The sequence below is a fragment of the Janthinobacterium sp. SUN137 genome (assembly GCF_030587265.1).
In the GTDB taxonomy this organism is placed as follows: domain Bacteria; phylum Pseudomonadota; class Gammaproteobacteria; order Burkholderiales; family Burkholderiaceae_D; genus Janthinobacterium; species Janthinobacterium kumbetense.
The window spans coordinates 724,135-745,152 of sequence record NZ_JAPWHZ010000002.1; the positions used below are offsets into that span (position 1 = coordinate 724,135).

At 63.8% G+C, this 21,018-nt stretch carries 16 protein-coding genes; 14 read left to right on the plus strand and 2 right to left on the minus strand.

Features of this window, described 5'->3' with window-relative positions; genetic code table 11:
- Positions 1-4 precede the first annotated feature (4 nt).
- Entirely contained in the window at positions 5-898 is an 894-nt protein-coding gene (locus O3298_RS11365) for an STAS domain-containing protein (protein WP_305059391.1), read from the minus strand.
- A 227-nt stretch (positions 899-1,125) separates the two neighbouring features.
- On the opposite strand from O3298_RS11365, the gene O3298_RS11370 reads away from it, so the two are divergent.
- From O3298_RS11370 to O3298_RS11385, 4 genes are all read left to right on the plus strand, one after another.
- Positions 1,126-1,539 (plus strand): hemerythrin domain-containing protein, encoded by a 414-nt coding sequence (locus O3298_RS11370; protein WP_305059392.1) that lies wholly within the window; start codon positions 1,126-1,128, stop codon positions 1,537-1,539.
- Between the two features lie 45 nt (positions 1,540-1,584).
- Entirely contained in the window at positions 1,585-2,781 is a 1,197-nt protein-coding gene (hmpA, locus tag O3298_RS11375) for an NO-inducible flavohemoprotein (RefSeq protein ID WP_305059393.1), read from the plus strand.
- A 129-nt stretch (positions 2,782-2,910) separates the two neighbouring features.
- On the plus strand, positions 2,911-3,219 hold the full coding sequence (locus O3298_RS11380; RefSeq protein WP_152281460.1) for a DUF485 domain-containing protein: 309 nt from the start codon (positions 2,911-2,913) through the stop codon (positions 3,217-3,219).
- Positions 3,216-4,901: a cation acetate symporter gene (locus O3298_RS11385; RefSeq protein WP_305059394.1), complete on the plus strand. Its 1,686-nt coding sequence runs from the start codon at positions 3,216-3,218 to the stop codon at positions 4,899-4,901. The genes O3298_RS11380 and O3298_RS11385 overlap by 4 nt, the downstream gene beginning before the upstream one ends.
- A 64-nt stretch (positions 4,902-4,965) precedes the next feature.
- Here the strand turns inward: O3298_RS11385 and O3298_RS11390 are convergent, their stop codons facing one another.
- Positions 4,966-5,421, minus strand: coding sequence for an Rrf2 family transcriptional regulator (locus O3298_RS11390; protein WP_251348507.1), 456 nt, complete (start codon positions 5,419-5,421; stop codon positions 4,966-4,968).
- Between the two features lie 465 nt (positions 5,422-5,886).
- On the opposite strand from O3298_RS11390, the gene ppc reads away from it, so the two are divergent.
- From ppc to O3298_RS11440, 10 genes are all read left to right on the plus strand, one after another.
- Complete coding sequence (gene ppc, locus O3298_RS11395; RefSeq protein WP_305059395.1) at positions 5,887-8,640, plus strand: phosphoenolpyruvate carboxylase; 2,754 nt, start codon at positions 5,887-5,889, stop codon at positions 8,638-8,640.
- Positions 8,641-8,672: 32 nt separating this feature from the next.
- Positions 8,673-9,683 carry a type I glyceraldehyde-3-phosphate dehydrogenase gene (gene gap, locus O3298_RS11400; RefSeq protein WP_289897698.1) on the plus strand — a complete coding sequence of 337 codons (1,011 nt, stop codon included), beginning with the start codon at positions 8,673-8,675 and terminating at the stop codon, positions 9,681-9,683.
- A gap of 91 nt (positions 9,684-9,774) precedes the next feature.
- Positions 9,775-11,235 (plus strand): pyruvate kinase, encoded by a 1,461-nt coding sequence (gene pyk, locus O3298_RS11405; RefSeq protein ID WP_083292642.1) that lies wholly within the window; start codon positions 9,775-9,777, stop codon positions 11,233-11,235.
- A 156-nt stretch (positions 11,236-11,391) separates the two neighbouring features.
- On the plus strand, positions 11,392-11,571 hold the full coding sequence (locus O3298_RS11410; RefSeq protein WP_305059396.1) for a hypothetical protein: 180 nt from the start codon (positions 11,392-11,394) through the stop codon (positions 11,569-11,571).
- Positions 11,572-11,769: 198 nt separating this feature from the next.
- Positions 11,770-12,276, plus strand: a complete 507-nt coding sequence (locus O3298_RS11415; RefSeq protein ID WP_305052159.1) for a sigma-70 family RNA polymerase sigma factor — start codon at positions 11,770-11,772, stop codon at positions 12,274-12,276.
- Positions 12,273-13,253 carry a FecR domain-containing protein gene (locus O3298_RS11420; RefSeq protein ID WP_305059397.1) on the plus strand — a complete coding sequence of 327 codons (981 nt, stop codon included), beginning with the start codon at positions 12,273-12,275 and terminating at the stop codon, positions 13,251-13,253. The genes O3298_RS11415 and O3298_RS11420 overlap by 4 nt, the downstream gene beginning before the upstream one ends.
- Positions 13,254-13,346: 93 nt before the next feature.
- The gene (locus O3298_RS11425; protein WP_305059398.1) at positions 13,347-15,845 is read left to right on the plus strand and encodes a TonB-dependent siderophore receptor; all 2,499 of its coding nucleotides are present in this window, start codon (positions 13,347-13,349) and stop codon (positions 15,843-15,845) included.
- Between the two features lie 74 nt (positions 15,846-15,919).
- On the plus strand, positions 15,920-16,288 hold the full coding sequence (locus O3298_RS11430) for a hypothetical protein (protein WP_099667770.1): 369 nt from the start codon (positions 15,920-15,922) through the stop codon (positions 16,286-16,288).
- On the plus strand, positions 16,285-16,941 hold the full coding sequence (locus O3298_RS11435) for a hypothetical protein (protein WP_305059399.1): 657 nt from the start codon (positions 16,285-16,287) through the stop codon (positions 16,939-16,941). Before O3298_RS11430 ends, O3298_RS11435 begins: the two co-directional genes overlap by 4 nt.
- A gap of 359 nt (positions 16,942-17,300) precedes the next feature.
- Positions 17,301-21,008 (plus strand): PAS domain S-box protein, encoded by a 3,708-nt coding sequence (locus O3298_RS11440; protein ID WP_305059400.1) that lies wholly within the window; start codon positions 17,301-17,303, stop codon positions 21,006-21,008.
- The last annotated feature ends 10 nt before the right edge of the window (positions 21,009-21,018 follow it).

Here is a 21,018-nt window from a genome sequence, read left to right on the forward strand (position 1 = left end):
CGCCTCAGTGTGTTTGCTGCTGGTAGGTGATGCTGGAGCCCGTGCGTTTCAGGGCCACGACGAAGGCGTCGGCCAGCGTGGCCTTGGTCATCACGTCTTCCAGGTTGACGCCCAGGTGCACGATGGTTTGTGCAATCTGCGGGCGGATGCCGCTGATGATGCAGTCGGCGCCCATCAGGCGCGCGGCGGCGATGGTTTTCAGCAGATGCTGCGCCACCAGGGTGTCGACCGTGGGCACGCCCGTGATGTCGATGATGGCGATCAGCGCGCCCGTCTCGACGATCTTTTGCAGCAGGCTTTCCATCACCACCTGCGTGCGCGCGCTGTCGAGGGTGCCGATCAGGGGCAGGGCCAGCACGTTTTGCCACAGCTGCACCACGGGCGTGGACAGTTCCAGCAATTCCTGCTGCTGGCGCAATATCACTTGTTCGCGCGCCTTCTGGTAGATGGCGATGGTGAGCAGGCCCAGCTCGTCGAACAGCTTGCTGGCGCTGACGATGGCGTCGCCCAGTTCCTGCGGCTGCGCCGTGATTTCCTGGCGCAGGTAGGTGAACAGCGGTTCCTTGAGCGAGAACATGAAGCTGGCCGTGTCGATTGGCGAATAGCCCTGGCGCACGCGCGACTGCGATATTTCCGCGAGCAGCTGGCGCGTGTCGTCCCAGGCGCCGCCTTCGATGTCGAACGAGTCGCCGTTTTCCAGCGCGCCCGCCAGCAGCGGCAGGAATTGCGATGCCTGCTGGCGCAGCTCGTTTTCGGCGATCTTGTCGCGCCGCACCAGGCGGGCGATCAGGCCGGCCATCCAGCCGTCCAGCAATGCCGTGTGGTGTTCGTTGATGATGCCGGCCAGTTGCTGCGCCTGGCTCGTGCCCGTCTTGACCGTGTCCGTCTTCATACTCATGCTCATCCTTGGCTGGAGTGGAGGGTGCGGCGCGGCCGCAAGCGGGCACGCGCTGTGATGAATAAATTATAGGCAGGCGTGGCCATAGCTTGTGTTCTGTGCCGCACATAGTGGCGCATGTCGATGTACATTCTTGTGGGAAACATTTGCGCCTTTAAAGATGCATGTAATTTGCATGTTTAAGCGAATTCCGCTACACTGGGAACACTCAACAAGAGAAAAACATCATGAATATCGACAAATTCAAACAGCAGCACCTGGCCATCCTGGCCGCCATCGATGACTTGCGCCAGCTGGCGCGCGGCGGTGTCGGCGCGCAGGCGCAGGCCATTGCCGACCAGATCATCGCCATGAGCGGCTTGATCAAGCTGCACCTGGCCGTCGAGCAGCGCTACCTGTATCCGGCCGCGCAGGCGTGCGGCGTGGCCGAGGTGGCCCGGCTGGGACGCCAGTACGAAAACGAGATGCGCGGCATCGCCGGCGCCTACCTGGATTTTGCCGGCCGCTGGAATACGCCCGTGCGCCTGGAAGCCGAACCGGAAGCCTTCCGCAGCGAAGCCAATACCGTGCTGCACGCGCTGTTCCAGCGCATGCGGCGCGAAGACCACGATCTGTATCCGGCCATTGAATCGCTGGCCTGACACCGCTTACTAATAAATACACTAATAGATACACAGGAGTTTTACATGCTGACCCAAGAACAACGCGCCATCATCACGGCCACCGTCCCCATCCTCGAGCAGGGCGGCGAAGCGCTGACCCGCCATTTCTACAAGAATCTGTTCCGCGACCATCCCGAAGTGCTGCCGTACTTTAACCAGGCGCACCAGCACAGCGGCGACCAGCAGCGCGCGCTGGCCAATGGCGTATTGATGTATGCCAAGAATATCGACAAGCTTGCCGCGCTGGGCGACCTGGTGGCCACCATCGTCAACAAGCACGTGGCTCTGCAGATTCGCGCCGAGCACTATCCGCTGGTGGGCGCCAGCCTGCTGCAAGCCATCCGCGAAGTGCTGGGCGAAGAAGTGGCCAGCGACGCCGTCATCGATGCCTGGGGCGCGGCCTACGGCCAGCTGGCCGACATCCTGGCCGGCGAGGAAGGGCGCATCTACAAGGCGCAGGCGGCCGCGCCGGGCGGCTGGAGCGGCGCGCGCGACTTTACTGTGCGCAGCAAGAGCGTGGAAAGCGCCGAGATCACCTCCTTCCTGCTGGCGCCGGCCGATGGCCAGTCCGTGCTCGACTTTGCGCCAGGTCAATACATTGGCGTGGTGGCCACCGTCGATGGCGTGCCCATGCGCCGCCAGTATTCCCTGTCGGCCGCCAGCAATGGCCAGACTTACCGCATCAGCGTCAAGCGCGAAGAGGGCGGCAAGGTATCGAATTTCTTCCACGACCACGTGCAGGCGGGCGACACCGTGCAGCTGACGCCGCCATCGGGCGACTTCGTGCTGACGGAGAGCGACAAGCCGCTGGTGCTGATCAGCGGCGGCGTCGGCATTACGCCCACCCTGGCCATGCTGACGGCGGCCCTGCACGGCAAGCGTCCCGTGCATTTCATCCACGCGGCGCGCAACCACGGCGTGCATGCATTCCGCGCGCAGATCGACGCACTGGCCGCGCAGCACCCGCAGCTGCAGCGTTATTACTGCTACGCGGAACATGGCAGCGAACACGATGCGCCGGGCGCCGCCGCGCCGGACGCCGTCGGCTTGCTGAATAAAGAGCAGTTGAACAGCTGGCTGCCGGCCTCGCGCGACGTCGACGCCTACTTCCTGGGGCCGCAGCCATTCATGCGGGCCGTCAAGCAATACTTGCGCGAGCTGGGCGTGCCGGAACAGCAGACGCACCACGAGTTCTTCGGACCGGCTGCCGCCTTGAATTGATTTTTTGCCTGCCTTGTGTTGTCCCCGCGAGAAAAAACGCTGCCGTAAGGGGCGGGTAAGCCTTGCACTGTACTGTGAATCCAAGCTCGAAAACAAAAGAGCAGCTTTTACATAACAGGAGGCAACACAATGCATGACGATCTCGTTCAAAAAATCAAGAGCGACCCCAACTATCATCAACTGGTCAAGGTGCGTTCCCGCTTCGGCTGGGCGCTGACGGGCCTGATGATGCTGGTGTACTATGGCTACATCCTGCTCATCGCCTTCGACAAGGAATTCCTCGCCACTAAGACGGGCACCGGCGTGATGACCTGGGGCATGCCGATCGGCCTGTTCGTCATCGTGTTTACCGTGCTGGTCACGGGCATCTATGTGCGCCGCGCCAACAAGCAATTCGATGACCTGAGCAACGCCATCCAGGCACGGGTGCAAGCATGAACGGCACCACATTGACGCAACGCAAACTCTCCTGCCTGGCAAGCCTGGCCTTGCTGGCGGGCGCCAGCAGCAGCGTGCTGGCGGCCGGCGCCGACCTGGGCCAGGCGGTCAAGCAACCGACCAACTGGACGGCGATCATCATGTTCGCCGCCTTCGTCATCTTCACGCTGTTCGTCACCAAGTGGGCGGCCGCGAAGACCAAGTCGGCTTCCGATTTCTACACGGCCGGCGGCGGCATCACGGGCTTCCAGAACGGCCTGGCCATCGCGGGCGACTATATGTCGGCCGCTTCCTTCCTCGGCATTTCCGCCGCCGTCTTTTTGAACGGCTACGATGGCCTGATCTACGCCATCGGCTTTCTCGTCGGCTGGCCCGTCATCACCTTCCTGATGGCCGAGCGCCTGCGCAACCTGGGCCGCTTCACCTTTGCCGACGTGGCCGCCTACCGCTTCAAGCAGGCGCCGATCCGCATTTTCTCCGCGTCCGGCACCCTGGTCGTCGTGGCCTTTTATCTGATCGCGCAGATGGTGGGCGCGGGCCAGCTGATCAAGCTGCTGTTCGGCCTCGAATACTGGATCGCCGTCGTCCTGGTCGGCACCCTGATGATGATCTATGTGCTGTTTGGCGGCATGACGGCCACCACCTGGGTACAGATCATCAAGGCCGTGATGCTGCTGGGCGGCGCCACCTTCATGGCCGTGGCCGTGCTGGCGCAGTTCAACTTCAGCCCGGAAGCGCTGTTCGCCAAGTCGGTGGACGTGCACGCCACCAAGGAAGCCATCATGGGCCCCGGTTCCTTCATCAAGGATCCTATTTCCGCCATCTCGTTCGGCATGGCGCTGATGTTCGGCACGGCCGGCTTGCCGCACATCCTGATGCGTTTCTTCACGGTGCCCAGCGCCAAGGAAGCGCGCAAATCCGTGTTCTGGGCCACCACCTGGATCGCCTACTTCTACATTCTGACCTTCATCATCGGCTTTGGCGCCATCGTGCTGGTGAGCACCAATCCCGAGTTCAAGGATGCCGCAGGTAAATTGCTGGGTGGTAACAACATGGCGGCCGTGCACCTGGCCAAGGCCGTGGGCGGCAATGTCTTCCTCGGCTTCATGTCGGCGGTCGCGTTTGCCACCATCCTGGCCGTCGTGGCGGGCTTGACCCTGTCGGGCGCGTCGGCCGTGTCGCACGACCTGTATGCCACCGTCATCAAGAAGGGCAAGGCCACAGGCGCCAATGAATTGAAAGTGTCGCGCGTGACGACGATCGTGCTGGGCATTATCGCCGTGGTGCTGGGCATCGCCTTTGAAAAGCAGAACATCGCCTTCATGGTGTCGCTGGCTTTTGCCATTGCCGCCTCGGCCAACTTCCCCGTGCTGTTCATGTCGGTGCTGTGGAAGGATTGCACCACGCGGGGCGCCACCATCGGCGGCTTCCTGGGCTTGATCACGGCCGTCGCGCTGACGGTGGTGTCGAAGTCCGTGTGGGTCGACGTGCTGGGCCATGGCGAAGCGCTGTTCCCGTATGCCTCGCCGGCGCTGTTCTCGATGACGGCCGGCTTCGTCGGCATCTGGCTGTTCTCGGTGCTCGACAAGAGCCCCCGCGCGCGCATCGACCGCGCCGGTTACGAAGCGCAGCAAATGCGTTCGGAAACGGGCATCGGCGCGGCAGGCGCCAGCGCGCATTGATGTAAACAGGAGTTACTGAAGGAAACAATGCCCGGTTCGCCGGGCATTGTTGTTTCTGGCGCGCTTACTTTGCCACGCGCAGGGGGATGACGCCCGCCGCCAGCGCCGGCGCGCCCGGCGTCGCGTCGAGTATCGATGCCAGCGTCACCGTGTCGAGCACGGCCAGGAAAGCGGCCGTGGCCTGGCCCAGCTTGGCCTTCAGCAGGCAATCGGGCGTGAGCGGACAGGTATTGTTTTCCTTGTTAAAACATTCGGCCATGAAAAAATCGTTTTCCGTTTCGCGCACGACGGTGCCGATATTGATCTCGGCCGGGTCGCGCGCCAGGCGCAGGCCGCCATTTCTCCCACGCACCGTTTCCACGATGCCCGACAGGCCCAGCTGGTGCACCACCTTCATCAAATGATTTTTCGAGATGGAATGCAGGTCGGCAATGTCCTGGATGGTCACGAGCCGGTCGCGGTGCACGCCCAGGTACATCAGGGTGCGCAGGGTGTAGTCAGTGTAGGCAGTCAGTCGCATGGGAGAAGAGAGTAAAACACCCGACAAACCTGCTGCACGTCGCGATTTGCGGCCTCCGATGCTCACTGTGCATCCGCACAGCTCCGCTTCTCGGCCACAACTCACATCCGCTCGCTACGGTTTTGTCCGGTGTGTGAAAGATGTGGATTACATCCTTGTTTCAGCCGCCAGCATACAGGAGAGCGCCGGCCATGTGTGTTGCGCCGTCACTTTTCAGCCTCGAAAGACAAAAGTTGATTGCCTTTCGCTTAAATGCGTAGTAAATTTTCATATTGTTGCCCTGGCAAACAGCTCGTAAGCCCTTGTCGGCCCTTTGGATATGATTTTTATTGATGGAAATCAAGAGGATGGTGAAGCAATAAGGTAAATTTACTACAAATTCGACGATGGGCGTTTCCCGGGCCGGGAAGCGCGTACTACGCAATCTGTGCGGTGCCGCCGTGGCCGCCCCAGGAAATGAATACCATGCAAATGAATGAAGTGAAAGACGAGCTGCTGAGCAGCGATATCCGCCAGCTGGGCCGTCTGCTGGGCGACGCCATCCGCAACCACCTGGGCGACCCCGCCTTCGAGCGCATCGAACATGTGCGCCAGCTGGCCATCCGTTTCCGCCGCGACAATGATGAAGCGGCGCGCGCGCAGCTGTCGGACGCGCTGCAAGCGCTGTCGCAGGAAGAAACCACGCAATTGACGCGCGCTTTCAGCTATTTTTCGCTGCTGGCCAATATTGCGGAAGATCAACATCACATCCGCCGCACGCGCGCCCATCTGATCGCCGGCTCGCCGCCGCGCCAGGGTAGCCTCAGCCATGCCGTCGGCAATGTGTTTGACGCGGGCAAGGCCGATGCGCTGGAGACGTTCTTCGAAGATGCGTTCGTCAGCCCCGTCTTCACGGCGCATCCGACGGAAGTGCAGCGCAAGAGCATCCAGAATTGCCAGATGGCTATCGCGCGCCTGTTGAGCGAGCGCGACCGCGTGCAAATGACGCCGGAAGAAGCGGAACAGAACGAAGAAGCGCTGGGCCGCGGCATCGTCACCCTGTGGCAGACGCGTCTGTTGCGCACGAGCAAGCTGTCCGTCATGGATGAAGTGGCCAATGGCCTGTCGTTCTACGACCACACGATCTTGCGCGAATTGCCGAAATTGTATTCTTCGCTGGAAACCATGCTGGCCCAGCGCGATGCTCGCTGGGAAGATGCGGAATTGCCCAATTTTATGAAGGTGGGCAGCTGGATAGGCGGCGACCGCGACGGCAACCCGTTCGTTACTGCCGACATCCTGCGCAGCACCCTGCAGACGCAGGCCGACAAGGTGCTCGATTTTTACCTGGGCGAATTGCGCAAGCTCGCTTCGCAACTGTCGCTGGCGCAAATACTCAATGCCTGCAGCGAGCCGCTGCGCGCGCTGGCGGAACGCTCGGCCGACGCCTCGCCGCACCGCGTCGACGAGCCGTACCGCCGCGCTTTGCACGGCATCCATGCGCGCCTGGATGCCACGCGGGTCGTGCTGTCCGGCAAGGGCAAGCAGGCAGACGGCGTGCAGCCTTACGCTGCGGCATCTGACCTGCTGGCCGACCTGGACGTGGTCCAGCATTCGCTCGTCAGCAATGGCTTGCGCGCGCTGGCCCGTGGCCGGCTGCGCCAGCTGCGCCGCGCCGTGAAGGTGTTCGGCTTTTCGCTGGCGCCGCTCGATTTGCGCCAGAATTCCGACGTGCATGAGCGCGTCGTGGGCGAACTGTTCGCGGGCGCCCAGCCGGGCCTCGTCTACCTGGACCTCGATGAAGAGCAACGCATCAGCTTGCTGTTGGCCGAGCTGGAGTCGCCACGCCTGCTGACGTCGCCGTATGCGCAGTACTCGGAGGAAACGACGTCCGAACTCGACATCTTCCGCGCCGTGCGCGCAGCCCACGTCAAATATGGCAAGGAATCGGTGCCGAACTGCATCATCTCCAAGGCGGCCAGCGTCTCGGACTTGCTGGAAGTGGCCTTGCTGCTCAAGGAAGTGGGCTTGCTGCGCCAGGACAGCCGCGAAGTGGACGTCAACATCATCCCCCTGTTCGAAACCATCGACGACTTGCGCGCCGGCCCCGCCATCATGGCGCGCGCGTTCGGCTTGCCGTTCTACCGTGGCTTGCTGGCATCGCGCGCGGACCAGCAGGAAGTCATGCTCGGTTACTCGGACAGCAACAAGGATGGCGGCTTTTTGACGTCCGGCTGGGAACTTTACAAGGCCGAGATCGAGTTGGTGACGGTCTTCAAGCAAGAACAGATCAAGCTGCGCCTGTTCCACGGCCGCGGCGGTTCCGTGGGACGTGGCGGCGGACCCAGCTACGAAGCCATCCTGGCCCAGCCGGCCGGCGCCGTGCAGGGACAGATCCGTTTGACGGAGCAGGGCGAAGTCATCACGGCCAAGTATGCGAACCCGGAAGTAGGGCGCCGCAACCTGGAAGTGCTGGTGGCGGCCACCATCCAGTCGACCCTGCTGCCGCAGGCGCAATTGCAGCCGAAAGCCTCGGCCGGCGCGGGCCATTTGGCTGCCATGGAGGAGCTGTCCGGCACGGCCCTGAACGCCTACCGCGACCTCGTCTACGGCACGGATGGCTTCGAGCAGTATTTCTGGGAATCGACGGTGATCGCGGAAATTGCCGCGCTGAATATCGGCAGCCGTCCCGCCTCGCGCAAGAAATCCACGTCCATCGAGGATTTGCGCGCCATTCCCTGGGTCTTGAGCTGGGCGCAATGCCGTTTGATGCTGCCGGGCTGGTTCGGTTTCGGTTCCGCCGTGCAAGCCTACCTGGCCGCCCATCCGGCCGATGGCGCGGACGTGCTGCGCGGCATGTACACGGATTGGCCATTCTTCACGTCCTTGCTGTCGAACATGGATATGGTGCTGGCCAAGAGCGACATCGCCATCGCCGGCAAGTATGCGGAACTGGTCAAGGACAAGGCTTTGCGCGACGCCATCTTCACGCGCATCCGCGCCGAATACGCGGCCACCCTGGACGCCTTGAAGCTGATCACGGGCCAGGAAGAGTTGCAGCAAGCCAATCCGCTGATGCAGCGCTCGATACGCAACCGTTTCCCGTACATCGATCCGCTCAACCACGTGCAGGTGGAATTGCTGAAACGTTTCCGCGAGGGCAAGCAGGACGCGGCGGCGCGCACGGGCATCCATTTGTCGATCAATGGCATCGCGGCGGGACTGAGAAATAGTGGTTAAGTAAGTCATTCAAACAATATCAAGGAGACAGCATGACCATCAAAGTTGCCATCAATGGCTATGGCCGCATCGGCCGCAATGTCTTGCGCGCGTTTTATGAAGGCGGCAAGCAGCAGGATATCGAGATCGTCGCCATCAACGACCTGGGCGACGCCAAGTCGAATGCGCACCTGACGCGCTACGACACGGTGCACGGCAAGTTTCCCGGCGTCGTCACCATCGATGGCGACAATATGCTCGTCAACGGCGACCGCATCCGCGTCTTCGCGCAGCGCGACCCGGCCCTGATCCCCTGGGGCGAACTCGGCGTCGACGTGGTGCTCGAATGCACGGGTTTCTTCACCACCAAGGAAAAAGCCTCGGCGCATTTGAAGGGCGGGGCAAAGAAAGTCATCATTTCCGCGCCGGGCGGCAAGGACGTGGACGCCACCATCGTGTTCGGCGTCAACCAGCACGTCTTGAAAGCCTCGGATACGGTCATTTCGAATGCTTCGTGCACGACGAATTGCCTCGCGCCCTTGGTGAAACCGCTGAACGACGCCATCGGCATCGAATCGGGCCTGATGACCACCGTGCACGCCTACACGAATGACCAGGTGTTGTCCGACGTGATGCATGAAGACTTGCGCCGCGCCCGTTCGGCCACGCATTCGATGATCCCCACCAAGACGGGCGCGGCGGCCGCCGTCGGCCTCGTCTTGCCGGAACTGAATGGCAAGCTGGACGGCTTTGCCGTGCGCGTGCCGACGATCAACGTGTCGCTGGTCGACCTGTCCTTCATCGCCAGGCGCGATACGACCGTCGAGGAAGTCAACGCCTTGCTGAAAACGGCGTCGGAAGGCGCCTTGAAGGGTATTTTGACGTACCAGACGGAACCGCTCGTTTCCATCGATTTCAACCACAACCCGGCCTCGTCGAACTTCGATTCGACCCTGACCAAGGTTTCGGGCCGCCTCGTGAAAGTGTCGTCGTGGTACGACAACGAGTGGGGCTTCTCGAACCGCATGTTGGACACCACGGTCGCCCTGATGGCGGCCAAGTAAGAACGTAGTACCGCTGATCCAGCGCACCAGGACGGCCGGCCCACAAGGCCGGCCCTTGTAGCAGCACGAACTTTATAGAAAGCAGCACACCATGACCATGCAAGTACAGCAACGCGCCACCAAGATCGTTTCCACCATCGGCCCCGCTTCGAACGATATCGATACCCTGGTCCGCATGTTCAAGGCCGGCGTCGACGTCGTGCGCCTGAACTTTTCGCATGGCAAGGCGCAAGACCATATCGACCGCGCCCGCATGGTGCGCGAAGCGGCAGCCCTGTGCGGCCGCGAAGTGGCCATCATGGCCGACTTGCAAGGCCCGAAGATTCGCGTCGGCAAGTTTGAAGAAGGCAAGATTTTCCTGGAAAACGGCGCCAAGTTCATCCTCGACGCGAAATGGGGCGAAAACGGCGAACTGGGCAACATCGAGCGCTGCGGCCTCGATTACAAGGAATTGCCGCGCGACTTGCGCGCCGCTGACGTATTGTTGCTCAACGATGGCCTCATCGTCTTGACGGTGGACAAGGTCGTCGGCAGCGAAATCCACACGACCGTGAAAATCGGCGGCGAATTGTCGAACAACAAGGGCATCAACCGCCAAGGCGGCGGCTTGTCGGCCCCGGCCCTGACGGCGAAAGACATGGAAGACGTCAAGACGGCGATGAGTTTCCAGGCTGATTACGTGGCCGTGTCCTTCCCGAAAAACGCCACCGACATGGTCATGGCGCGCCAGCTGGCCAATATCGCGGGCGAAGCGTGGGACCACAAGCCGATGATGATCGCCAAGATCGAGCGCGCGGAAGCTATTCCTGCGCTGCAAGAAATTCTCGACGCGTCCGACGGCATCATGGTGGCCCGCGGTGACCTGGCCGTCGAGGTGGGCAATGCGGCCGTGCCGGCCCTGCAAAAGCGCATGATCAAGATGGCGCGCGCGTCGAACAAGTTGGCGATCACGGCCACGCAGATGATGGAATCGATGATCGTCAACGCCGTGCCGACCCGCGCGGAGGTGTCCGACGTGGCCAATGCCGTGCTGGACGGCACGGACGCCGTCATGACGTCGGCGGAAACGGCCTCGGGCCGCTATCCGATCGAAACGGTGGAAGCGATGGCCGCCATCTGCCTGGACGCGGAAAAGTGGGACACCTGCAAGCTGGACGCCGATTTCCTCAACGCCACGTTCTCGCGCATCGACCAGTCGATCGCCTACGGCGCCCTGTTTACCGCCCATCACCTGCGCGTAAAAGCCATCGCCACCCTGACGGAGTCGGGTTCCACGGCGCTGTGGATGAGCCGTTGCAACATCGACATCCCCATCGTCGCGCTGACCCCGAGCGTGGGCACGCGCCGCAAGCTGGCCCTGTACCGCAACGTCAGCACGCTGGAATTGACGTCGGGCACGGACCGCGACAAGGTCTTGCAACAGGCGGAAGATTTGCTGGTGGAACATAAAGTCGTGGCCAAGGGCGACACCGTCGTGCTGACTTGGGGCGAGCCGATGGGCAAGGTCGGCGGCACGAACGCGCTGAAGATCATGAAGATCGGCCAGCACTGACCGCATCGCCGGCCGGCCGCCGCCTGCAGCCTTAAGAATGACTGAAAGCGGGGTGCCTGGCCGCCCATCGCAATGGCAGATACCTGATTTGCCATTGCGATGCTCATATTTCCGTGTCAGCATGGTTTCCTGCCTTCCAAGGCGCTTCCGGAGTTCATGATGACTACCTACCTGCCGGCCCTGATCTGGTCCCTGTCGGCCTTCGCTTGTCTCTTCATTGCCAAACGCCGTTCCTTGAAAACAACTGCTCTCAGGGCCATCCTGGTGGTATTTCTGGGGCCGTTTGCCATTCCCTTCGTGCTGGCGGCCAAGTCCCAGAAACCCCATCTGGCATGATCGCCCGCCACGGCTACCGATACGCCCTGAGCGGCCAGCCGCCGCGCTGAAACAACAGTTTGCCGGACGGGACGGGCGCCGGCATTGACGCCGCGGGCAATGATTTGTGATAATGAGAATTATTATCAATTGAGTCGCTTGCCTTGCGGCCGGCCATCGTCCTGGCCGCGCCTTGCCTTGAGCGCATCGGAGTCCCTAGTGAACATTGCGCAATCCGGCGAATCGATCGCAGTCATTTACAGCAATCACCACGGCTGGCTGATGCGCTGGCTGCGCGCCAAGCTGCAGTGCGCCGACCATGCGGCCGACTTGGCGCAGGATACCTTCGTGCGCCTGCTGACGGCGCCGCCGGAAGGCCGGCAGACCATGCGCGAGCCGCGCGCCTACCTGACCACCGTGGCGCAGCGCCTGCTGATCGACCATTACCGGCGTCTGTCGCTGGAGCAGGCGTGGCTGGAAACCCTGGCGCAGCAGCCCGATCTGCTGATGCAGTCGCCCGAGGAGCGCTTGCTCGTGCGCGAAGCCCTGCAGCGCATCGATGCCATGCTCGACGGCTTGCCGCCGCTGGTGCGCAATGCCTTCCTGCTGGCGCATGTCGATGGCCTCGGCTACGGGGAAATCGCCCGGCGCCTGGCCGTGAGCGAGCGCAGCATCAAGCGCTACATGGTGCAGGCGTTCGAGCGCTGCATCTTGCTGATCCTGTGAGCACCGCCAGCACGGCGGCCATCGATCCCCGCGCCGCGCGGGCGGCGGCGCAATGGTTGGTGCGCCTGCACGCAGGCCCCTTGACTGCAGGCGAGCAGCAGGCGTTCCAGTCCTGGCGCACCAGCGATCCCGCGCACGAAGCGGCTTGGCAGCGGGCCGAACTGGTGTGCAGCACCCTGGCCGGCGTGCCGCCCGCGCTGCGCCAGGCGGCGGACGCGGCGCCGCAATCGCCGCGGCGGCGTGCCGTCCTCTACGGCCTGGCCGGGCTGATCGCGGCCGCACCCGCGCTGTGGCTGGCCAGCCAGTCGGCGCCCTGGCAAGCGTGGCGCGCCGCGATCCGCACGGCGCGCGGTGAAATCCGGCATATGGCATTACCCGACGGCACGCAACTGGTGCTCAATACGGACACGGCCATCGACGTGCGTTTTGACGACGCGGCGCGGCTGGTGGCCTTGCATGCGGGCGAAATCCACGTTGCCACGGCGCATGATGCGGCCGTGCCGGCGCGACCGTTCCTCGTGCGCAGCAGTAATGGCACCGTGCGCGCGCTGGGCACGCACTTCAGCGTGCGCCACCTTGGCAGCGTGCTGGCGCCGCGCACCGAGGTGGGCGTCAGCGAGGGTGCCGTCGAGATCGAGCCATCGCAGACGCCCGACGGCTTGCGCACGATCAATGCGGGCCGGCAGGGCAGTTTCGACGACGTGGCCGTGTCCGCCTTGACGCCGTCGTCACCCCATGCGGACGCCTGGCTGCGGGGCGTGCTGATCGCCGAACGCATGCCGCTAGGGGAGGTGCTGGAACAGGTGGCGCGCTATCGCTATGGCGTGCTGCGCTGCGATCCGGCGCTGGCGGCCTTGCCCGTGGACGGCATTTTCCAGTTGAACGACCCGGACAACATCCTGCTCTTGCTGCAACGTTCCCTGCCGATCCGGCTGGCGCGCCGCACGCGCTACTGGATCAGTGTCGAGGCAGCCTGAAGAAATTATTTGCCGCTTGCCTGTCCCTTTTTTGAGATTGCTTCGTCATACAAGGTAGAGAACGAACAATCCGAACCATCGAAAGGGTTTTACATGGCTGTGCAGCACCGCTTCTTTTCCCCGTGGACGCCACTCGCGCTCCATCCCACCACGGGCGCCGTGCGCGCCGCGCTGGTCTTGCTGCTGGCCGTGGGCGCGGCTGGCGCCGGCTTGCCGCAGACAGCGCTGGCCGCTGAAGCCAGCCCGTCCGCAAGCGTGCGCGATTACAGCATTCCCGCCGGCAGCCTGCGCAGCGCCTTGGCATCGTTCGCCATCGCCGCCGGCGTGAACCTGTCCACCCAGGGCGTGGCACTGGACGGTCTGGCGACGCCGGGCTTACAGGGGCGCCATGGCGTTGCCGCCGGCCTGCAACAATTGCTGCAAGGCAGCGGCCTGGAAGTGACGGATGGTGGCAACGGCAATTATCTGTTGCGCAAGATCAATACCAATACGGCCGATGGGGGCCTGGCCAGCATGCCCGCCGTCGTCGTCAGCGCCGAGGCGGACCGCGCCACGGAAGGTACGGGCTTGTATACCTCGCGCAATCTGTCGACGGCGACGGGCTTGAACCTGTCGCAGCGCCACACGCCGCAAACGGTCAGCGTCATTTCGCGCCAGCAAATGGAAGATTTCGATCTGACCACCCTGCAGGACGTGGCGCGCGCCACGCCCGGCCTGTATGGCAAGACGCAGGGCGTGTCCGACCAGGAAACCACGTATTTCGCGCGCGGCTTCGCCTTGAGCCACATCAATGTCGATGGCTTGCCGCTGGACGTCACGGGTTTCAATGAGCGCAACGTCTCCGCCGACATGCTGATGTACGACCGCGTGGAAGTGGTGCGCGGCGCCACCGGCCTGATGGAAGGGGCGGGCGCGCCGTCGGGCAGCATCAACATGATACGCAAGCGCCCGACGGCCACGCCCTTGCTGGACGCATCCATTCACCTGGGCAGCTGGAAGGACCGGCAATTGACGGTGGACACCAGCAATGCCCTGAACGCATCGGGCAGCGTGCGCGGGCGCGTGGCGGCCAGTCTGCGCGACAGCGACAGCTTCGTCGACGTGGTCAACAACAAGAACAGCACCGTGTATGCGATCGTCGAGGCGGACCTGACGCCGTCGACCACGGCCGGCATCGGCTTTTCGCGCCAGCACAGCCGCACCGACGGCGTGTTCGTCGGCTTGCCGACCTTGCCCGACGGCCGCCACATGGACTTGCCCCGCTCGACTTTCCTGAACAATGCCGATTCCTTCCAGAAGCGCGACAACAACGTCGTCTTCGCCGACCTGGAAACGAAGCTGGAGAAGGGCTGGCGCAGCCGCTTCGCCATCACGCATATCGACGCCTCGTCCAGCACGCGCAATACCACCAACGGCCGCGTCGCTGGCGAAACGTTTTTGCTGAAACAGTCGGAAACAGGCTGGAAGTACAACACGCAGCAAGTGGTGGCGGACTGGCGCCTGAGCGGCCCTGTCACCTGGTTCGGCCGCCAGCATGACGTCATCGTCGGCGCCAGCTACCGCCACGACGATTCGGACGCGGGTCAGAGCTGGGAAGGCGCGCAAACGCGCGTGTTCGATATCCGCCACTGGAATCCCCGCGCCTACCGCATGAACGGCGCGCCGTTCGAGCCCTACAACTGGGGCCGCAAGACGGACGAGAAGGGGCTGTATGCGGCCGGCAACTTCAGCCTGGCCGATCCGCTGCGCCTGGTGCTGGGCGGGCGCTTCGGCTGGTATGCGCAGGATGTCACGGGCTGGTATGCCGCCAATCCGACGTGGCGCCGCGACCTGACGGAAAACGCGAAATTCACCCCGTACGCGGGCCTCGTCTACGACCTGGACCCGCATCACTCCGTGTATGCGAGCGGCACGCAGATATTCCAGCCGCAAAGCGTGCTCGATGTCAAAGGCAATGGCTTGCCGCCGTTGAGCGGCACCAACCTGGAAGTGGGCGTCAAGGGAGAATATTTTGGCGGCAGGCTCAACGCCAGCGGCGCCTTGTTCCGCATCAAGCAAAACAACCGCGCCATGACCGATGAAGTCAATTGCCCCACGGGCGGCCCCATCTATTGCGCCCGCGCGGCCGGGCAGGTGCAGAGCGAAGGCGTCGACTTGCAATTGTCGGGCTCGCCATTGCCGGGCTGGCAGATTTCGGGTGGCTATACCCATGTGCTGGCCAAGTACACGAAGGACAGCGTGGCCGCGAATATCGGCCAGCGCATTGCCACGGACGAGCCGAAGCAATTGTTCAAGCTGTACACAAACGTGCAGCTGAGCGGCAGCCTGGCGCGCTGGAACCTGGGCGCCTCCGTGTATGCGCAGGACAAGATCGACCGCCGCGACAAGGCTTACCTGACGCAGCAGGGCGGTTACGCCATCGTCGGGCTGACGGCCGGCTATCGCATCAGCGAGCAACTGCAGCTGCGCGCGAACATCGACAACGTGCTCGACCGCCGCTACTACCAGGCGCTCGGCTATTCCTGGTCCGGCGGGCTGGCGCGCTACGGCGCGCCGCGCAGCGTACTTGTCTCGCTGAACTACAAGATGTAGCGGCTGTTCCAGCGGAGCGCGCCCGTCCGGGCGCCTCTGCTACACTGCCGCCGTCTTTATCTTTCCACTTTGCCATGACCGCCATTCCTCTCCTCACGCCCCTGAAAAGCGCTTTCCAGCAATCGCGCGCCGAGAATAACATCGAGCTGATCCTGCCCGAGCTGCTGGCCGCGCAATTGCACGTCGTCATCGGCGGGCAAAGCGAGCAGATCGACCTGTTCCTCGTGCCGTCGCCGAATCCCGAGCGCCGCTGCGTGACGGTGGCGGAAGATCCCGCCTTCCTGGCCGGCATCAATTTTCCCAAGATTCCCGTCACAGGCGCGCAGCTGCTCGCCTCGATTCCCCCCGAGATCGAAATCGTCCTGCTGCATGGTGATGGCGCCAATTACCTGACGCGCGAGCAACTGGCGTGGTTCCGCGGCATGCTGGCGCAGAACGCTTGAGCGGCAGTCCCGCCAGGTCTTGCAAGCCGGCGCGCGCCGAATGGGTACGCTTTGCGCCGGCCGACGATGTCAGCTGCCATGCGGCGATGATGGCCAATATGCGCCCCGTGCTGTGGCGCAGCGTGCTGCTGGGGGGCTGCGTCCTGATCCTTGCCTTCATCGTGCAAGCCGTCTGGCGCGACGTGCCGTATGCGGGCGAGGCGGTGCTGCTGGGCCTGCCGGCGCTGACCGCCTGGATCGTCGGCGTGCTTTTTCTGCCGGGCCCCGATCTGTCTTTTCATGTCGAGATCAATGATGCGGGCGTGTTGCTGCGCCGGCTGGCGCGGGGCTTGCCCGGCCATGACAAGGTGCTGCAACTGACGCCGCAGCAGATACGCGCGCTGGAGGTGGTCACCTACGCGGGTGCGGTGGATGTCTACCGCGGCGGACCGCCGATGGCGCGCGTGGAGCTGCTGCTGCACACGACCCTCGACGATTGCCCGCTGATCCGCGTGGTGGGCATGGATCTGCCCGTGCCGCAGCGCTGGTCGTTGCGGCAGATCAAGGACGAGCTTGGCCGCCGCTGTACACTGGCCGGTATCCCTGTGGCCGAGTGCGCCGGTGCGACCTATCAGGCCTCTTCCGCCATACGCGCGCTGTGGCCGCCAACCTGAACGGACGAGTGCTGTCGCATCGCGACCTCAGAATATTGTGTTTCTTGCTATAGTATTGCTGAAGTCCTATGAATATGTTCGCAAAGCAACTATACTCATGGCTCTTTAAAAAATCATCGTCACGCTGGCGGCCAGCCATCCGCGCCAGAGTTCGTACGCATTCCGCTTTTTCACTCTGTAAAAAGCACCTTTCCCCCGCGCGGCAGGCGCGGGCGTGATGACCGAGCCTTGCCCTGGTCGACTGCTACCGTTGTCATTTCCGCTGTGTTGCCGCTTTAGCAAAAGGCGTGGCGCCGGCGCGCGCGGTGCGCCGTCATGTTTTGCGACGTCACGTTTCACTCACCTTATGCCACGACAGTATGTTTAGTTCCATCTTTGCCGTATCGACCGATACCATGCAGTACATCTACGGCACGCACAACGCCTGGCTGGTGCTGTTTTCCATCGGGATCGCCATCTTTGCCTCGTTCATGGCCTTGCAGATCGCCGGCATGGCGCGCAGCAGCGAGCGCGGCTTCCAGCGCCAGACGGCCATCATCACGGGCGCCATCGCGCTCGACGGCGGCATCTGGTCGATGCACTTCATCGGCATGCTGGCTTTCGACATCTGCACGCGTGTCTCCTTCGACCCCAGCCTGACCCTGCTCTCCATGCTGCCCGGCGTGGCGGCATCGTGGGTGGCGCTGCACATGCTGGCGCGCCCGAGCATCAACTGGCGCCAGCTGGTGGTGGGCGGCGTGCTCGTCGGCGTGGGCATCGGTTCCATGCATTACAGCGGCATGGCCGCCATGCAGACGTCGCTGACCCTGCATTACCAGCCCTGGCTGTTTGCCTTGTCGCTGGTGGTGGCCGTCGTCATGGCCATGCTGGCGCTGTGGATACGCTTCGGCCTGAGCGCCATGCGTTTGCGCATGAGTCCCCTGGCGTCCTTGCTGGTCAGCAGTGCCGTGATGGGCTTGGCCATTTCCGGCATGCATTACACAGGCATGCTGGCGGCGCGCTTTTCCGGCACCCCCACGGCAGGCGACAACACGATCACGGTGCAAGCGTCATTCGTGGCCCTGGCCGTGGCGCTGATCACCGTCACCCTGACGGTGTTTGTCGCCGCCGCGAACGGCTTGCTGCGCTACCGCCAGCTGCTGCGCCATGCGAGCGCCAGCGAATCGCGCCTGCGCGCCATCGTCGATACGGCGGCCGACGGCTTGATCACCATCGATGGCCAGGGCAAGGTGCGCTCCTTCAATCCCGCCGCGGAAAGCCTGTTCGGCTGGCGCGAAGCGGAGATCGTGGGGCGCGACGCCAGCGTGCTGCTGCAGCCGTCCGACGCGGCCGAATACGAGGGCTATCTGCGCGACTACCTGCAAACGGGCGCCTCGCGCATCCTCGACAGCGGACGCGAACTCGATGGCTGCCACAAGGATGGCGCCGTGCTGCCCATGCGCGTGGCGATCGGCAAGATCGACACGCCAGGCCAGCCCCTGTTCGTGGCCTTTGTCACGGACATGCGCTCGTCGCGCAGCATGGAGCAGGCGCTCAAGGACAGCGAGCGCCAGTACCGCACCCTGATCCGCAATATCCCCGGCGTGTCCTTCCACTGCAGCTTCGCGCCCGAATGGAAGATGATCTTCATCAGCGACGCCGTCTTCAACCTGACGGGCTGGATGCCGCAGGACTTCGTCGAGGGCCGCGTCAGGCTGTTCGACCTCGTGCACCCGGACGACCGCCAGCGCGTCAACGACACCTGCGTGCAGGCGGCCGGCGAAAAGCGCGACTTCGAGAACGTCTACCGCCTGATCCACCGCGACGGGCGCGAGCGCTGGGTGCGCGAAAGCAGCGGCCCCGTGCTCGACAACGACGGCGTGGTGCGCTGGATCGACGGCGTCATCCTCGACATCACGGAAAGCGAATTGCGCAACGCGGAATACGAAGGCAAGGTGACGGCCATCTCGCGCGCGACGGCCGTCGCGGAATTCGACCTGCAGGGGCGCATCCTGGCGGCCAACGAGAACTTCCTCGACCTGGTCGGCTACCGGTCCGACGACGTGCTGGGCTTGCACCACAGCATCTTCTGCGAGCCGGGCTATGTGACCTCGCCCGATTACATCGCCTTCTGGCAGCACCTGGCGCAGGGTGAATTCAATACGGGCGAGTACAAGCGCATCGGCAAGGATGGCCGGGAAGTGTGGATACAGGCTTCGTACAACCCGATCTTCAATACGGACGGCAAGCCGTTCAAGGTGGTCAAGCTGGCCACCGACGTGAGCGAACGGCGCGCCATGCAGGAAAACCTGCGCGCGGCCAAAGACCGCGCCGAGCTGGCCGCCGAATCGAAGACCAGCTTCCTGGCCAACATGAGCCATGAAATCCGCACGCCGATGAACGCCATCATCGGCTTTACGGAAGTGCTGCTGGGGACCGCCCTGGACAGCCTGCAGCGCCGCCACCTGGGCACGGTGCGCCAGTCGGCCCGTTCCCTGCTCGAACTGCTCAACGACATCCTCGACACGGCCAAGCTGGAAAAAGGCGCCACCGAGCTGGAACTGGTGGACTTTTCGCTGCCGGACCTGGTCGACCACGTGGCCGCGTCGCTGCGCATCACGGCCCATGCGCGCGACCTGGTGCTGCATGTCGACATCGACCCGGGCATGGGCCAGTTCTTCCTGGGCGACGCGCGCCGGGTGCAGCAGGTGCTGACGAATTTGATCGGCAACGCCGTCAAGTTCACGGAAGTGGGCCATGTGCGCGTGGCCGTCGGCATGCAGGGCGAGCAGGTGCATATCGCCGTGCACGACACGGGCATCGGCATCCCCGCCGACCGCCTGGACAAGATCTTCGCGCCGTTCACGCAAGCCGATTCCTCGATGAGCCGCCGCTTTGGCGGCACGGGCCTGGGCACGACGATTTCGCTGCAGCTCGTCGAGCTGATGAAAGGCACCATCACGGTGGAAAGCACTCTGGGCGTGGGCAGCGTGTTCCACGTGCTGCTGCCGCTGGCGCCGGGCAAGGCCGTGGCGCGCCGCAGCGAGCAGCCCGTGGTGGCCTTGCCGCCGCTGCGCATCCTGGCGGCCGACGACGTGCCGCAGAACGTGGAGCTGCTCCTGATCAGCCTGGGCGCGGCCGGCCACCAGGTGATCGCCGCCAGCGATGGCGAGAGCGCCGTGCGCGAATTCGGCAAGGGCAGCTTCGACATCGTCCTGATGGACGTGCAGATGCCGCGCATGGATGGCCTGGAAGCGACGCGCCTGATCCGCGTGCACGAGCGCGAGCAGGGCTTGAAGGCGACGCCCATCATCGCCCTGACGGCCAGCGTGCTGGAACAGGACCGGCGCGCCGCGCAGACGGCCGGCATGAACGGTTTCGCTTCGAAGCCGCTGGAAATGCACAAGCTGACGGCGGAAATCGCCCGCCTGCTCGATATCGCCGTGGCCATGCCGCCGCCGGCGGCCGGTGCGGCGGCGCGCGCCGCTGCCGGCCAGGTGGACTGGCAGCGCGGCATCGCCCTGTGGGGCGGACGCGAAGCCCTGCAGCGGGCCATCGCGCGCTTCGTGCAGGCCAATGGCGACTGCGCCGCCATGCTGGCGGCGGAACTGGAACGGGGCGGCAGCAGCGTGGCCGGCCACCTGCTGCACCGTATCAAGGGTGCGGCGGGCAACCTGTGCCTGGTGCAGGTCGAAAGCCTGCTGGGGCGCATCGAACAAGCGATTGCGCGCCAGTTGCCGGTGACCGAATTGCTGGTGCAGCTGGCGGCCGTCTTCATGGCGCTGGCCGGCGAGCTGGAAGAGGCGGGCATGCCGGCCGTGGCCATGCAGGCGCCGGCCGCCAGCGCGCCCCTCGATGCAGCCGCCGCTGGTGCCTTGCTGCGGCAAGCCATCGCCAGCCTGGAAGGCGGGCAGCTGGACGACGCCTTGATGGCGCAGATCGCCGCCATGCTGGCGCCGCACGGCCAGCAGCCGCGCCTGCAGGCGCTGGCCAGCGCCATCGACGACTTTGAATTTGCGCGTGCCGCGGGCGTGCTGCGCCAGCTGCTGGCGTGGCTGGAAGCGCCAACGCCTGCCGACCTTTCCTGATATTGGGCTA